The 14,628-nt window shown below is 58.6% G+C and carries 11 protein-coding genes; 9 read left to right on the top strand and 2 right to left on the bottom strand.

Annotated elements, in window-relative coordinates; genetic code table 11:
* Nucleotides 1-71 precede the first annotated feature (71 nt).
* On the top strand, nucleotides 72-1,304 hold the full coding sequence (locus tag EB233_RS27360) for a glycosyltransferase (RefSeq protein WP_064989250.1): 1,233 nt from the start codon (nucleotides 72-74) through the stop codon (nucleotides 1,302-1,304).
* On the opposite strand, the gene EB233_RS27355 is transcribed toward EB233_RS27360, so the two are convergent.
* On the bottom strand, nucleotides 1,297-2,427 hold the full coding sequence (locus EB233_RS27355; RefSeq protein WP_064989251.1) for a glycosyltransferase family 4 protein: 1,131 nt from the start codon (nucleotides 2,425-2,427) through the stop codon (nucleotides 1,297-1,299). The two genes, EB233_RS27360 and EB233_RS27355, sit on opposite strands and share 8 nt — an antisense overlap.
* A gap of 184 nt (nucleotides 2,428-2,611) precedes the next feature.
* Between EB233_RS27355 and EB233_RS27350 the strand changes: the two genes are divergently transcribed.
* The 4 genes from EB233_RS27350 to EB233_RS27335 all read left to right on the top strand — a co-directional run bounded on the left by EB233_RS27350 (nucleotide 2,612) and on the right by EB233_RS27335 (nucleotide 7,420).
* Nucleotides 2,612-3,853 (top strand): glycosyltransferase family 4 protein, encoded by a 1,242-nt coding sequence (locus tag EB233_RS27350; protein ID WP_081294040.1) that lies wholly within the window; start codon nucleotides 2,612-2,614, stop codon nucleotides 3,851-3,853.
* Between the two features lie 169 nt (nucleotides 3,854-4,022).
* Complete coding sequence (locus tag EB233_RS27345) at nucleotides 4,023-5,384, top strand: polysaccharide pyruvyl transferase family protein (protein ID WP_081294032.1); 1,362 nt, start codon at nucleotides 4,023-4,025, stop codon at nucleotides 5,382-5,384.
* 43 nt (nucleotides 5,385-5,427) lie between these two features.
* Nucleotides 5,428-6,405, top strand: coding sequence for a glycosyltransferase family 2 protein (locus EB233_RS27340; protein ID WP_064989253.1), 978 nt, complete (start codon nucleotides 5,428-5,430; stop codon nucleotides 6,403-6,405).
* A gap of 85 nt (nucleotides 6,406-6,490) precedes the next feature.
* A complete protein-coding gene (locus EB233_RS27335; protein ID WP_064989254.1) occupies nucleotides 6,491-7,420 on the top strand; it encodes a glycosyltransferase in 930 nt (309 codons plus the stop codon).
* A 66-nt stretch (nucleotides 7,421-7,486) separates the two neighbouring features.
* Here the strand turns inward: EB233_RS27335 and EB233_RS27330 are convergent, their stop codons facing one another.
* Nucleotides 7,487-8,944, bottom strand: coding sequence for an oligosaccharide flippase family protein (locus tag EB233_RS27330; protein WP_064989255.1), 1,458 nt, complete (start codon nucleotides 8,942-8,944; stop codon nucleotides 7,487-7,489).
* A 281-nt stretch (nucleotides 8,945-9,225) separates the two neighbouring features.
* On the opposite strand from EB233_RS27330, the gene EB233_RS27325 reads away from it, so the two are divergent.
* From EB233_RS27325 to EB233_RS27310, 4 genes are all read left to right on the top strand, one after another.
* Complete coding sequence (locus tag EB233_RS27325; protein ID WP_064989256.1) at nucleotides 9,226-10,296, top strand: acyltransferase family protein; 1,071 nt, start codon at nucleotides 9,226-9,228, stop codon at nucleotides 10,294-10,296.
* A gap of 255 nt (nucleotides 10,297-10,551) precedes the next feature.
* Entirely contained in the window at nucleotides 10,552-11,982 is a 1,431-nt protein-coding gene (locus EB233_RS27320) for a DUF4214 domain-containing protein (protein WP_064989257.1), read from the top strand.
* A gap of 14 nt (nucleotides 11,983-11,996) precedes the next feature.
* Nucleotides 11,997-13,358: a glycoside hydrolase family 140 protein gene (locus tag EB233_RS27315; RefSeq protein ID WP_155765336.1), complete on the top strand. Its 1,362-nt coding sequence runs from the start codon at nucleotides 11,997-11,999 to the stop codon at nucleotides 13,356-13,358.
* A 203-nt stretch (nucleotides 13,359-13,561) separates the two neighbouring features.
* Nucleotides 13,562-14,623 carry an NAD-dependent epimerase/dehydratase family protein gene (locus EB233_RS27310; protein WP_064989258.1) on the top strand — a complete coding sequence of 354 codons (1,062 nt, stop codon included), beginning with the start codon at nucleotides 13,562-13,564 and terminating at the stop codon, nucleotides 14,621-14,623.
* Nucleotides 14,624-14,628 lie beyond the last annotated feature (5 nt).

Below are 14,628 nucleotides of genomic sequence, written 5' to 3'. Positions count from 1 at the left end.
TGCAGGAGCCGTGACATGGAAAGGAGACTGCCGGGAATGGGGATTGCTGGCCTGCGGGCAAGGGGGGAACCATGCTCCACGAACGCTCTTCCGACCTGGCAATCGCAGCCAAGGTCAACGTGCCAATCGAGACGTTGCCGGCCACCCCGGGGGTTGGTGTCGACAAATATGCAAGAATAGCGGTCGTTCACGACTGGTGCCCGAATTTCCGGGGAGGCGAGCGGGTCCTTGCGCAGATCTGCAAGCAATTTCCGAATTCGGAAGTCTTCACGCTTTTCGATTTCCTGCCGGCGGAGATCAAGGAGCAATATTTCCGCGACGTGGAATTCCATACGTCGGCGGCCAACCGGATCCCTATGGTGCGGAAATTCTACCGGTCTCTCTTCTTCTTTTGTCCCTTCCTGATCGAGCAGTTCGACGTGACGGGTTACGACGCGGTAATCTCGTCTTCGGCCGCGTTTTCGCGCGGTGTGATCACCAGGCCGGATCAGCCGCATCTATGTTATGTGCACAGCCCCGTCCGCTATGCCTGGGATGAGCAGTTCTCCTACCTTCAACAGGGAAAGCTGGGCTTTGGCCCGAAGGGAATGCTTTATCGGTATATGCTGCACCGGCTGAGGACGTGGGATACCAGGACCGCGCATGGTCCGGACCTGATGCTGGCGAATTCGAACTATGTTCGCTCCCGCATCCAGCACATTTACGGGCGCGAGGCGCGCGTCGTCTTTCCGCCGGTTGCGCTCGGAGAACTGCCCTGTGTGGGGGACAAGGATGACTACTATGTCTCTGCATCCTTCCTGGCACCGTACAAGCGCACCGACCTCGTCATCCGCGCCTTCAACGAGATGCCATCCCGGCGGCTGGTCATCGTTGGCGAAGGGCAGCAATCAGCCAGCCTGCGGGCGCTTGCCGGCCCGAATGTCACCTTCTCGGGCTATCTGCCGCGGCAAGATTACGTGGACACCCTGGCACGGGCAAAGGCGATGGTCTTTGCGGGATGCGAGGATTTTGGCATAGCGCTGGCGGAGGCGCAGGCCTGCGGAACGCCGCTGATCGCTTTCGGTCGCGGTGGGGCGGTCGACATTGTGCGGCGCCTTGAGTCATCGCCCGAACCGACAGGGGTGTTGTTCAAGGCTCAAACCGTCGATCATCTCAAGGATGCGGTCGACCTGTTCGAAGAAAACAGCCATGCCATCACGCCGCGCGCCTGCGCCAGCAATGCGAGGCGCTTTTCCGAAGAAAACTTCGACCGCGCGATCATGGAATCGCTCGGCGCGGTCCAGGCTCTTCACGAGATCATGTGAGCTCCCGAGCCCTGACGACCTTCGTTTCGGTATCAACGCCGTCTGCCTCGGCCATCGCCTCGAGATAGCGCAAGGCTGTCGCTTTCCAAGTATATGTCGAGGCTCTCGCCTCTCCCTTGGCTATCATCTGCTTCCGCAGCGCCTCGGAATTGCGAAGCTGCATGAAACGGTCGAACCATGCCTCCGGGTTGTCGGGAGGCGCAAACAGCGCAGCGTCTCCGCAGACTTCAGGCAGGCTGGCGCGGTCGGAAACCACGACCGGGCAGCCGACCGCCATCGCCTCGAGAGCGGGGAGACCGAAGCCCTCTGTGAGGGAGGGGAAAGCGAGGCATAGCGAGTCCCCGAGGAGAGCAGCCAACTCGCTATCGGAAATACGGCCGAGCCAGTCGATGTTCTGGGCTTTGGCCCTGGTTGCCCCCGACCTGTAAACGCGCGAGTCCGACATGCCGACAATCGCGATCCTGAGCCCGGCTTCGCCAAGGCGTTCAGCCATGTCGAGGATCAGTTCCACATTCTTGTGGGGGGCGGCGCTGCCGATCATGACGATGGTTGCCCGCGAGGCCGACAATCGCGTCTTGGCCGAGTGTTCAGGCACCCATCGCAAGGCATGCTCATGACCGTTAGGGGTTACGAAAGCCCGGTGCTCGGGGATGACGCCGCGGCCAACCAGTTCGCCCAGCGAGAAATCGGAAACGGTCGAAATACGCCATGCCGTCCTGCCCAAGCATGGCAACAATGTTCTGTAGAAGCCCTTGAAAGCACGGGAATAGCTCCGCGGCGCATTCCAGACGTTCGCATCGTGGATGCAAACGATGTGCTTTCGGGAAAGCAACGGACCCGTGTTGCAGAGGCTGAGCAGTCCGCTTCCATCGAGCGACAACGGAAGCTGCGTCTGTTCCCAGACATGGCCGCTCGTGCCACTGATCTCGGACTGTTTAACGAAAGCGAGTGGCATCTGATCGGATCCAGCCGGGCAGTGGAGCTTGACTTCGAGGCCGCGGACGAGAGGCCCCTGTTCAGCGATCAAGGCGTCTAGCGAACGGACGACCTCGCGCGCGTAGCGCTGGACGCCTGTTGTCGGCTGCGAAAGAAAACGCCCGTTGATTGTCCAATGCCGTGCCATATCTGCCCCTTTGAGGTGTTCAGTGTGGAGCCACGAAGACGCTGGGTCACCATGGCCATCGGGTCGTCCGCCTAGCGGCAATCATCCGTATAGGCGAGGCGTCTCTACCTCGAACGTTTGAGGACCTGAGTACTCCCGGCAATGCTACTCTCGCTCAGGTGCCGAAGGGCCGGGGAAGATGGACATGGGCAAGCTCGAGTTCGACGCGACGGAGTCGCCACCACCAGGACTGGCTAGACAGTTGAATGGTCACCGGGCCGGAACCCCAAATGGATCTTTCGCTCTCCCATGGGCGGATCATGAAGAGCCCAGACGACGCTGGACGATAAATGGGGATTTCACGACGCTTCGACCGACCGGGGTAGCCCGCTACGCCCGCGAGGTGACCCTGGCCCTCGACGCGCTCATTTCGGAAGGGCATCCGCTTGGTCGCGACCTCGAGATCGATCTCGTGGTGCCGCGTCCGCTGTCCGAAGGTTTCCGCCTCAATGCTATCCCTGTCCGTGTCGTTCCTGAATTTAACAGGCCGCGACTTCCCCAGTTCTGGGTGCAGGCGCAGTTACCTTGGCATGTGCCCGGAGGATTGCTGAGCTTCTGTAACCTCGCTCCTGTCGTCCTGAAGCGCCATATCGCGTGCATCCACGACATGCATACCAGGCTCATGCCGTCGAGCTACCCGCGCGGGTTCCGGTGGGCGCACCGCCTGATCCTGCCGGCACTAGGCAGGCGGGCCGCCCGTATCACCACGGTGTCGCAACTGTCGCGCAGCCATCTGGTCGAGTTCGGGATCGCGCCGGAAGAAAACATCGTCGTCACCTACAACGGCAGCGACCATGCGAAGAGATGGGATGCAGCGAGGTCGTCGTTGGCCGTCGGTCGCGGCCGGCCGTATGTCCTCTGCCTCGGAAGGCGGGATCAGGAATACAAGAACATGGGGCTGCTCGCCAGGTTGGCGCCGCTGCTCGACGAGATGGGCCTCGACCTGTGGATGCCGGGCGATGTCGACGCGACCACCGTTCGGCGCTACGCCCCCGAAATGCCCGGCAACATCGTCCTCCTTGGCCGTATAGGGGATGACGACTTCAAGAAGGCGCTCGAAGGCGCCCTGTGCTTCCTGTTTCCGTCACGGATCGAGGGCTTCGGGCTGCCTGCCGTCGAGGCGATGGCTTCGGGCTGCCCGGTCGTGGCCTCAACATCGCCGTGTCTTCCTGAAGTCTGCGGGGATTCGGCTCTCTATGCCGATCCCGACGACCTCCAGTCTTGGGTCGAAGCTATCCGCCTGCTGATGCTCACCCCAGACTTGCGGCAGCGGCTGGTTACCAAGGGGCACGCGAGGGCGAGCAGCTATTCCTGGCGCTGGATAGCGTGGAAATACCTGGAACTCATGATTCAGGTCGACGCCGATTTCGGAGAGTTCGCCAGTTGATCGACTGCCAGTGCCTCAACCAAAAAGGTGTGTTGTTCTGCCCATAAGTTGAAGCGAGGAAATAAGGGCGGCGTTCTACACTAGGGTAATTGGCATTCATTCGACGGGCGTGTTGGCCCCTTCATCGCAGAATGAGTGTGGCTTCACGAATTGAGAGCGAACGGTTTCGATGCAGTCCCAAAATGCGCAACTTGAAACCGTGCTTGAACCTCATGTCCATGAGCTGCGAAATGGCTACGACCATATGCATGTCACGCGAAGCACGAAGCGACTTCGGATCGCCCTGATAGGACAGTTCGGCGTCGGCAATTTCGGCAATGACGGCTCGCTTGAGGCAATGATAGACACGCTGAGGCGGATCTGCCCAGAGGCCGAGCTTACCGTGATTTGTACATGGCCCGAAGCCGTCGAGAAAGCCTTCGCCGTGAAGACCATCAAATTGACGCGGCCCGCCATCAAATCGCGTTGGCTCGACAATGCCAACCGCATCCTCGGTCGGGCTCCGCACAAGATGCTGGGACCGATCCGGGCCTTCCTCAAGCTTCGGGGTTTTCATGCTGTCGTGCTGCCCGGAACCGGTGCATTCGATGATTTTGGCGACAGACCATTTGGAATGCCCTACCTCTTTATGAAATGGCTGCTGATGGCGAGACTGCGTGGCTGCGTCGTCGCATTTGCCAGCATTGGGGCCGGACCTGCTTACCACCCGCTCAGTCGGATGTTCTTTGCCTGGGCTGCTCGCTGTGCGTCATACCGCTCGTATCGTGACGCAATTTCACGCGATTTCATCCGGTCCCTCGGGATCAATGTCGCGAGCGACCGGATTTTCCCCGATCTTGCCTTTGGCCTTCCAGTTCCGCCCGTCGAGCGCGAGATTTCGGCATCCACCGTCGTGGGCGTGGGCGTCATGAACTACCGTGGCCGCACAGGTGGAAGTGAGGCGATCTACAATGCCTATATTTCCAAACTCGGCGAGTTTGTCGCACGCATTGTTATGCGCGGCTTTGCCGTTCGCCTTATCCTGGGCCAGGACAACGACGAAGTCGCGGTGGTCGATGTCATGGAACAGCTTCGCGGAATGCTCTCCGACGCTGATTTGGCCCGGGTCGTTTACACTCGGTCTGCATCGCTTCACGACGTTATGGCGCAAATGCAGACGACTGACGTCGTCGTCGCTACCCGGTTCCACAATGTTGTCTGCGCCCTGCGGGTGGGTCTCCCTGTCATATCTCTCGGATACCTCGAAAAGCATGACGCGCTTGCGGCCGACACCGGTCTGTCGGCCTTTTGTACCAGCGTCGAAACGTTCAGCGTGGAATGGCTTGAGTCCCGGCTGGACACACTTCTTGCGGAACGGGAGTTGCGAGCGCTGCAGGTGCGCGAAACCGTTGTGCGATACAGGCAAGAGCTTAGGGACCAGGAAGTTCTCCTGCGGACACAAGTTTTCGCCCGCCGGGAGGTCAGGACGGACGACGCAACGATCTGCGAAGGCAAAACCGAAGATCGGAGTGCCGTCTCGGGAAACAGATGAGCAATTGTGTTCCAAGGCTCAACGAATTTGTGAAGGCTGATCGATGCCACTAGTCGACATTCTGATTCCTAATTACTGCTACGGGCGTTACTTGCCCCAGTCTGTCGACAGCATTCTGCGGCAGCAGGTGGACGATATCAGGATTTTGATCGTCGATAATGCTTCCACCGACGACAGCGTCGATGTTGCAAGAAATCTGGCCAAGCGGGACAAGCGCATAACGGTCGTGGCACGAGAGAGAAATCTCGGCCTGCACGCATCGTGTAACGAGGGTGTGGACTGGGCTAGTTCGAAGTATTTTGTGATACTTTGCGCCGACGATCTGCTTGTCGAGGGTTGTTTCCACCGAGCCATCTCGGTTCTTGAAAAAGAACCCGACGTTTCCTTTGCGTGCGGAGCCGAGTTGGTTTGGCATGAGGAGCGTCCCTTTCCAGTCGTGGAGAATTCGGCCGTCGACGACTGGCGATTCCTGTCGACGGAAACATTCGCTTTGGAGCGGTCTCTCCCGAGCAAGGTTCTATTCGGGGGCGGCGCGGCGCTGATCAGAACCTCCGACCTAAAACGGGTTGGCCATTTCAGGTCGGAGATATCCTACAGCGAGGACCTGGAAATGTTCTTGCGGCTCTCGCTGGGTCGCAGAGCGGCGGTGACAAACGCCATTCATGGAATAAGGCGGGTGCACGGCGCGAATCTATCCGCGGTATTCTGGCAGGACTTCAAGCGCGACATGATCGAGAAGAAGCTCACCTTCGACAGCTTCTTCTCGCACGAAGCGGCCGGCGTGCCTGGGGTGGAGCAACTGCGGCGCAGTGTGTATCGAAATCTTGGAAAGCGGGCATACTGGTCTGGTCTATCGCATATCGCCCGCGGCCAGCGGGCAGCTGGTCTTGATCTCCTCAGGTTTGCGGCCGCGCTCTCGCCGAGCCTGGCCTACCTACCGCCGGTCGACTACTTGGTCCATCTCCCCAATCCGCTAAGCCACATCCGCTCGCGCCTTGCGGAGGCCTGGAGCCGGAATTGATGGCGAAGCCACGAGCATATGGCTACTGGCGCGGAAGCATCGTCTCGGGACGGACGTCCACTTTCATCCGCGCAGAGGATAACCCATGACCGAAAAGCGCATCGGTGTCGTTTACCTGACCGACGGCAGGCGCGATGACCTGACTTATGCCAGCGTCGTGGCGTTGGGATTGTGCCATAAGCGGGAAATAGACATCCATATTGTTCAGTCCGGATTCCGTTCGGTTCCCCCGCCGGCGGTGCTCAGGGTGCTCCAGGCGAAGGGCCACCGGCTGGCGACCCACACCCTATCGACAGTTCACCGGGGTTTGTGCGGTCATGGCCATATAACATCGACGGCATACGAGAAAACCGAAGCTATCGCCGCGGTTTCGGGCGAACATGATGTGGTCTGCTATCTCGACAATGATACACTTGTCATGCGGCCCCTTGATCTGGCGGTTACCGCGCCGAAAACACAGCCTCTCGCCGCCGTGCCCGACCTTTCCATATCCACAGGTTTCGACAATCCCGCATTCTTCGAAAACTGCGAAAAACACGGCCTCGAACGGCGCTACTTCAATTCTGGGCTGATTGTCATCAATGTCCCCCGATGGATTGGCTCGGGAATTCCTGAACGGTACGATACCCTCATCCAGAGGCATGCGGAGTTTTGTCCCTATTGGGACGGGTCGTGTATCCATGTCGACCAATGCGCCTTCAACATCGCTGCCAATCGGGCATGGGAGACGCTTCCTGTGGAATTCAACGTTCAGAAGTCGGCATTCCAGACAAGATATTGGGATCGGGCATTGATCCGGCACTACACTGGGCCGGAGAAATTCCTCCCGGCGAGGGCGCACCGAATCGACAGGCAGGAGCGATCCGTGCTCGGCCGCATATCGCGAGACTGCGGGGAACTCGGTCTGGAAATTCCCCCTGGATATCTGGGGTGGACTTACTGGGCCAACAGATTGCGAAGGAATGCGGAGCGGAGCAAGATTTCGCGGCTCATTGGCCAGTTTCTAGCCGTATGAGGCCTTCCGTCGCTTTCTGCATCACGCGGGTGGCGGGCCGCTTGCCCCCCTGCCGGCAGCTGTGGCTCAACCTGCTGAAGCCCGCGCTCGCTTGAGTGCCGGGAAAATCTTGATGATCTCGTCAAGAAGGGGATGCCGGGTGATGATCAATCCGGCCACCCATCCCCCCAACGCTAAACATCCCGCGACAATCGCTTCCATGTTGGAGAGGCGGAAACCGGAACCGGATATCCCGATGGCTGCCAGGGGTGGGACCGTGCTCGCGAAGGCAACGACAGCGCTTTTCCACAATGCTCCGGTCACGTCCCTGCGTTCCAGTCCTAGGCTGCGTCGGACGAAGCTCAAGGTAATATACGCCTGGAACGGCACGGTCACCAGCATGCACCATGCGGCTGCCTGCAATCCGCCAAGGACGATGGCTAAGGAAAGGAGAATGCCGGAAACCGGGAAGACGATCAATGCGCGGATGAACGAGTCTCGGATCGCTCCCATCGCAACCATTACAGGGTAGTTGAGTTCGAAACTGAAGGAAAAGAGCAGCGCGATCGCGACGATTTGCACGAGCGGCGCGACCTCGCTCCACTGGTGACCTAGCGCGATGTTTACGATCGGATACGCCAGAACCGCCAGCACGAGGAGCGCCGGCCAGTGAAGCGCTGTGATGAGGGAAAGGGCGGACAGATAGGGACGCTTCAAATCCCTGCCTTGTCTGGCCTCGGCCGAGAAGGCGGGCAGCACCACAGCTATGGCGCCGCCGATGACCAGTTTGTCGGGTATCTGGCCGATCCACAGTGTCCTGCTGAACAAGGCAGCTGCATTCGGTGACACGAAGCGGCCCAACAGGAGCAGGGGCAAGGCGTCAAACATGCGGAAAAGTATGGCGATTGCGCCGTTATATCCACCAAACGAGATCATCCCACGCCAGTTGGCCAAGGACGGCTTGAACATCCAGAAATGCGGGCACAGGGCAAGGGCGACACCTGCGGAGAGACCGCTGCCGATAAACCAAGCCCAGGCGAAACTCATGTAGCTGAAGCCCGCCAATGCCAGCACAATCGTCGCTGCAGAGTTCGTCACAGCTCCTGCTATGTCGATTGCCGCTATCTTGCCGAAGGACATTTCCCTCCGCAGGAGAGCGGTTATCAGGTTGAACGAGGCATCGAGGAAGAGGCAGACCGAGATGACCCTGAAGTAAGGAATGAGGCCTGGCTCGTTGTAGAACGAGGCGAGGAAAGGGGACGCGACGACGAGGGTGGTGGCGATGGCTCCGGTGAGGATGAACGTCACCGTAAAGGCGCCGCGGATATCCTCACGGCTGATATCCTTGCGCTGGATGAGGAAGCTCGAGCTGGAGAATTCCCTGATCGACAGGGCTATCGCCAGGATCGCCATGCCGATCACTGACACCCCGATCTCCCGAGGTGTCAATATTCGGGAAATCAATGCCGCGGTGGCAAAGTTCGTCACGAGCAGGACGTAGCGTTCACCCACGCTCATAAAGAGTGCGCGTTTTACCAAGAGCATGGGTGTCCTTTCCCTGTGACGCGGTTGCCTGCGCCCCGATGGATAGTCCGACAAACAGAGTTGCCGGTCAGTAGGCCCAATAGGCTAGGGAAGGACACCGACTAAAGCGGTAGCAGGGAGGCGGGAACCCGGGTGCCCGGACTGTCTCCCGGCCAGTTCAGGATTGATCCGACTGGATAAATAAGGTGCAAAGAGGCCCAACCCATCCACCGGAGGTATGCATTGGTATTACTTGAGGGAGCACTTACGGTGATCCACCTTCTTCTCATCCGGGGGGCGAGATGAACCAGAAAAATCGCGATCTATATGGACTTCAATCGCTTCGCGCGATCGCCGCATTGGGGGTCATACTTCGCCATACCCTTGACATGTCGGATGGATCGGAAGTTGGCCGGTTCAGCCCTGCCTGGATGTCGGCATTTGGCGGTGCTGGCGTCGATCTATTTTTTGTGATTAGCGGGTTTATCATGGTGTATGTCAGCTTTCCGCCAGGCCAGCCTTCTGAATCACCAAAGCGCTTCCTCATCAAGCGGGCAACGCGTATATTCCCTTTGTATTGGATTTGCAGCGCGGTCATCGCTGGGATCTGCGCAGCAGGTTTCCTTAAGAACAAGAACGTAGATTTATTTACAGTATTGAATTCAATATTCATACTTCCAGGTGACAAGCTCGTCTATGTCGCATGGACGCTTTCATATGAATTATACTTCTACATAGTTTTTGCGATCTGCCTAAATATGAAAAGAATTATTCCGACGGCTATTTCGACGATTTTTCTAATGTTGAGTGGAATGCTGGTCGGTCGCGAAATTCAGGAATCGACCTTCTCCAATTTCATATCCAGCCCTCTCGTGATGGAGTTTTGTTTTGGTATTGTTCTGGCGTTGTCATTTTCCTTCGTCAGGCAGTGGAGAGTGCCGATAATAATAGGCGCTATCGGATTTATAGTTATTATTGTTGCTCCGATTTTCGTAGATCATCCCGATAATTTGTCCGAAGCTTTTCGGGTCGTTGTATGGGGGCTTCCAGCAACCATGATAGTGGCCGCATTCCTACAAATAAGACGGCCGCAATCGAAAGCCGGACGCGCGGTAGTCCTTCTCGGTGATGCGTCTTATGCTCTCTATTTGAGCCACATCTTCGTCATGATCGCTTACGGCTGGGCAATCAAATCAACGTTTGTCGGAGGAATGTCACAAGTTATCTTTGCCCCCGCCGTCGTATTTGTGTGCCTTATTGTCGGGGTGCTGACACACATCTTTGTGGAAAGGCCGACTCTCGACTTCGTCCGGAAGGTCACGAGGCGCCAACGAGGACAGCCGCTCCTGGAGGCTGGAACCGTTTCGAACTGACCCGGCGCGCCGGCTTCATAAACTTGCGGAGCCGAGGAGCGAACCGAAAGTGCCGGCACGGCTTTCATCCCCTCGCCAACACGACAGTGCGTACTTCTGTCCTTACCAACGCGGACCAATGGCGTGATTCCAATGGGTAGGACGCGCCCTCCGAAAGGGGTAGCGCAAGCTGCCCATTCACCCGTATGGGCAGATTGCGTCCTGCGGTTGCAGTCTCGACTATCCAGTCTCAATTTGGCCGGGAGGCGAGTTGCCATGTCCATTCGTTTCACAGCCGCTGCGGTCTGCCTGCTGGCGACAGCAGTGCCCGCTTCCGCCGATCTCCTCTGGGGCGTCAATGGCCATCCGATAACTGCCTATCCGGGCATCCCGTTTGAAAGGCAACTGGATTTCATCAAGGACCTGGGCCTGAAGTCATACAGGGTCAACGTTACGGGCGAGGACAATGCAGATATGCTTGCCGACCTTGTCGATGCCGGAAAGGCGAGGGGGATCGAGATTTTGCCGGTCCTCACGCCGGTCGTGGACATGGACAAGGAAAGCCCGGACGAGATCTATGCGAAGACCCGAAAACTGGCGGTCACCCTTGGCGCTAGGTTCAAGAACGATATCCGCGTTTGGGAACTCGGCAACGAGGTGGAGAACTATGCCATCATCAAGCCGTGCGAGAAACGCGATGACGGCTCCCAATATCCGTGTGGATGGGGACCGGCAGGAGGAACGGGAACACTCGATTACTACGGCCCGCGCTGGGTGAAGGTGAGTGCCGTCCTCAAGGGCCTGTCCGAAGGCATAACAGAGGTCGATCCGGGCATCAGGAAGGCGATCGGCACCGCCGGATGGGGCCACACTGGCGCGTTCGCCCGGATGAAGCACGATGGAATCGCTTGGGACATCTCGGTCTGGCACATGTATGGCGAAGATCCGGAATGGGCTTTCCGCGAGATCGCGGGCTACGGCAAGCCGATCTGGGTAACCGAATTCAACAATCCCTATGGCAGCCAGCGTAGCGAACGGCAGCAGGCCGACGGCGTGCAGCAGACAATGACACGGCTTCGCCAGCTCAGCGACAAATACAAGGTCGAAGCCGCGCAAATCTACGAACTGTTCGATGAAACCTACTGGGCCCCCAGCTTCGAAGCCAATATGGGGTTGGTGCGGCTCACCGCCACCTCCGATGGCAAATGGAGGGTCGGCGAGCCGAAGCCCGCCTACAGGACCGTGCGTGACTTCACTCGCGGCCCGCAGCCGTTACCCAAGCCAAATCGGAAGTGCGATCCCGAGACCACAGCAGCGAACAAGCCGAAATATTTCAGGCAGGCAAGCTTCGCCTACTGCCTCGTGCTTGGCCACGAGGGTGATGCCGCCAGTTTGAGTCGCTGGTCGGCGGCACTTGAAAGCGGCGACAGCAAACTCGCCGGCATGGTCATGGAAATGATGGGTACGGGTGATTTCGAAACCAGATATGCCACGATCGGCCTGACCGACCGCGCCTATGTCAGTTTCCTTTACCTGCTGCTGCTGGACCGTCCCGCGGACGACTATGGGATCGAAACCTATGCCCGGCAGTTGCGTGCGGGAACCATGAGACGTGAGGACGTGGCCTCCGGCATCGTTGATTCAAGCGAGTTCAACGCCAAGCACACCGCCATCCGTGAAGCGTCCGCTGTGCCGAACCCTGGGTGAACGAGAGGAGTGTCATGACAGTGCGCATCGCGTCTGTTTTCATGGCCGGCGCCCTTCTCGCAGTCATGGCGACGGGAAGCTTGGCCTGCGGAAGCAGCAGCGGAACAGTGTTCCCGCTCCGGATCGAATCTGGGAAGAGCTATCCGGTCGACGGGGACGACCACCCGTTCTTCATGCAAGGTGACTCGCCGTGGTCGCTGATCGGCGATCTGACCGAGGAAGACGCATACCTCTACCTCGAGGACCGCAAGGCTCGCGGGTTCAACACCGTTCTGGTCAACCTTCTCGAACACCGGTTCTCCCGAAACGCGCCTGCAGACGCATATGGCGAGAAGCCATTCGCTGAAAACGGCGATTTCGTTGCTCCGAACGAGGCGTATTTTGCTCATGCCGACCGCGTTCTGCAGAAGGCATGCGACCTTGGTTTCCTGGTACTGCTCGCTCCGGCATATCTTGGATATGGCGGTGGCCCTGACGGTTGGTATCAGGAAATGTCCGCGGCAGGGGTAGGCAAGCTTAGCGACTACGGCCACTTTGTTGGACGTCGCTACCGGCATTTCGACAATATCATGTGGGTCAACGGCGGCGACTACAATCCTGCGGACAAGGATCTCGTCAGGGCTCTCGCCAAGGGCATCATGGAAGAGGATCCTCAAGCCCTCGGCACTTTCCACGGCGGTTCCGACACGGCGCCAGTCGATTTCTGGGGGCACGAACCCTGGCTGGAGGTGAACAACGTCTTCACTTACGGCCCGGTCTATACCGCAGCGATCAGGGAGCACAATCTCAACAGGGGCATGCCCTTCTTCCTGATGGAGACCGCCTACGAATTCGAATATGGCGCCGACGAGTACCGGATCCGAATTCAGGCCTACCAGGCGATCCTATCGGGTGCGTTCGGGCATCTCTACGGCAACAACCCGATATGGCATTTCGGGGGGCCTGGCTTGTTTCGGCCGACTATGGGGTGGAAGGAGGCTCTCGACAGTCCCGGCGCGACGAGCATGGAGGTGCTTTTCGCTTTCATCTCGTCAATAAAGTGGTGGTTGCTCGAACCCGACAGCAAGAACAGATTGCTGGTCGACGGCATGGGCAAGGACATGGGGAGGGCGGTCGCCGCGACGGCCAGGGACGGCTCCTATGCCGTCGTCTATATGCCCAACAATGATGGCGTCACCATCGACCTTGCGCAACTGTCGACGACTTCTATCCGCGCCCTCTGGCGCGATCCTACGAGCGGGGAAGTGACCGATGTCATAGGTTCGCCCTTTAAGCCGGAACGAACAGGATTCAAGCCGCAAGAACTCAACAGTCGCGGATATAGGGATTGGATTCTGGAACTCATACCTCAAGACCCTGTGGCGCAAAGCCAATGAACGCGGCGCTCCTTGCGGCAAGGGAGGGCCAGGCGTGCGCGCCAACTGGTCCGAAAGGATTAGACAGCACCGCTCCGAAAGAAGTAGCCGGCGACTACGCTTCGTCCAACAGGGCATCCTGGTCGCCCATTGGCGTTCTCCTCCATTCCTCTGGGTCCAAGTAGCCTCTGCGCGATCACTATCCACTTGAGAAGAGGTGCACGATGAAAGTCATGGTAACCGGCCATCAAGGCTATATCGGCTCGGTGATGGTGCCGATGCTGCTCCGTGCAGGGCATTCGGTGACCGGCTATGACAGCGATCTGTACCGGCGCTGCACGTTTGCTTCGGGAGGAGAGCGGGCTTCCGTTCCCTCCATCCAAAAGGACGTCCGGGACGTGCGTGCGCACGACCTGGAAGGATTTGATGCCGTCATTCATCTGGCAGCGCTTTCCAACGATCCGCTTTCCAATCTCGATCCGGACATCACTTACGAGATCAACCATAAGGGAAGCGTCCGTTTCGCGACGGCGGCCAAGGAGGCCGGCGTGTCGCGCTTCCTTTTCGCGTCGTCGTGCAGCAACTACGGACAGGCCGGCGACGGGATGGTCGACGAAACAGGCAACCTGAACCCGGTTACGCCCTATGGCTGGTCCAAGGTGCTTTCGGAACGGGATATATCCGAACTGGCCGACAGCAGCTTCTCTCCCGTTTATTTTAGGCCCGCCACGGCCTATGGGCTGTCGCCCCGGCTCCGATTCGATATCGTGCTGAACAATCTCGTTGCCTGGGCGGTTACCAAGGGCGTCATCCTCCTAAAGTCCGATGGAACGCCATGGCGGCCGATCGTCCACATCGAGGATATTTCCAGGGCGTTCATTGCCGGGCTGGAAGCGCCGCGAGAGAGCATCCACAACGAAGCCTTCAATGTGGGACGGACGGACCACAATTATAGGATTCGAGACATAGCCGAAATCGTTGCCGAGGTCGTGCCGGACTGCCGGCTTGAATTCGCGTCCGATGCCGGACCCGACAAACGCTCCTACCGCGTCAACTTCGACAAGATCGCGCTTGCCCTTCCTGCCTTCAAACCGCAATGGGATGCGCGCAAGGGTGCCGAGCAACTTTACCAAGCCTATCGGAAGTCGAATGTCACCCTTGAGGAATTCGAGGGCCCGCGCTTCCAGCGCATCGGCCACATCAGGCACCTTCTCGCGAGCGGACTTCTGGACGAGCGGATGCGGGTCGCCGAAGCCTCGAGAACATTGGAGGCCGTGGCGGGATAGCCGGG

It is taken from the genome of Mesorhizobium erdmanii, assembly GCF_013170725.1.
GTDB classification, from domain to species: Bacteria; Pseudomonadota; Alphaproteobacteria; order Rhizobiales; family Rhizobiaceae; genus Mesorhizobium; species Mesorhizobium erdmanii.
Note: the sequence above shows the minus strand (reverse complement) of the source record. Positions and strands in the feature narration are given on the sequence as shown.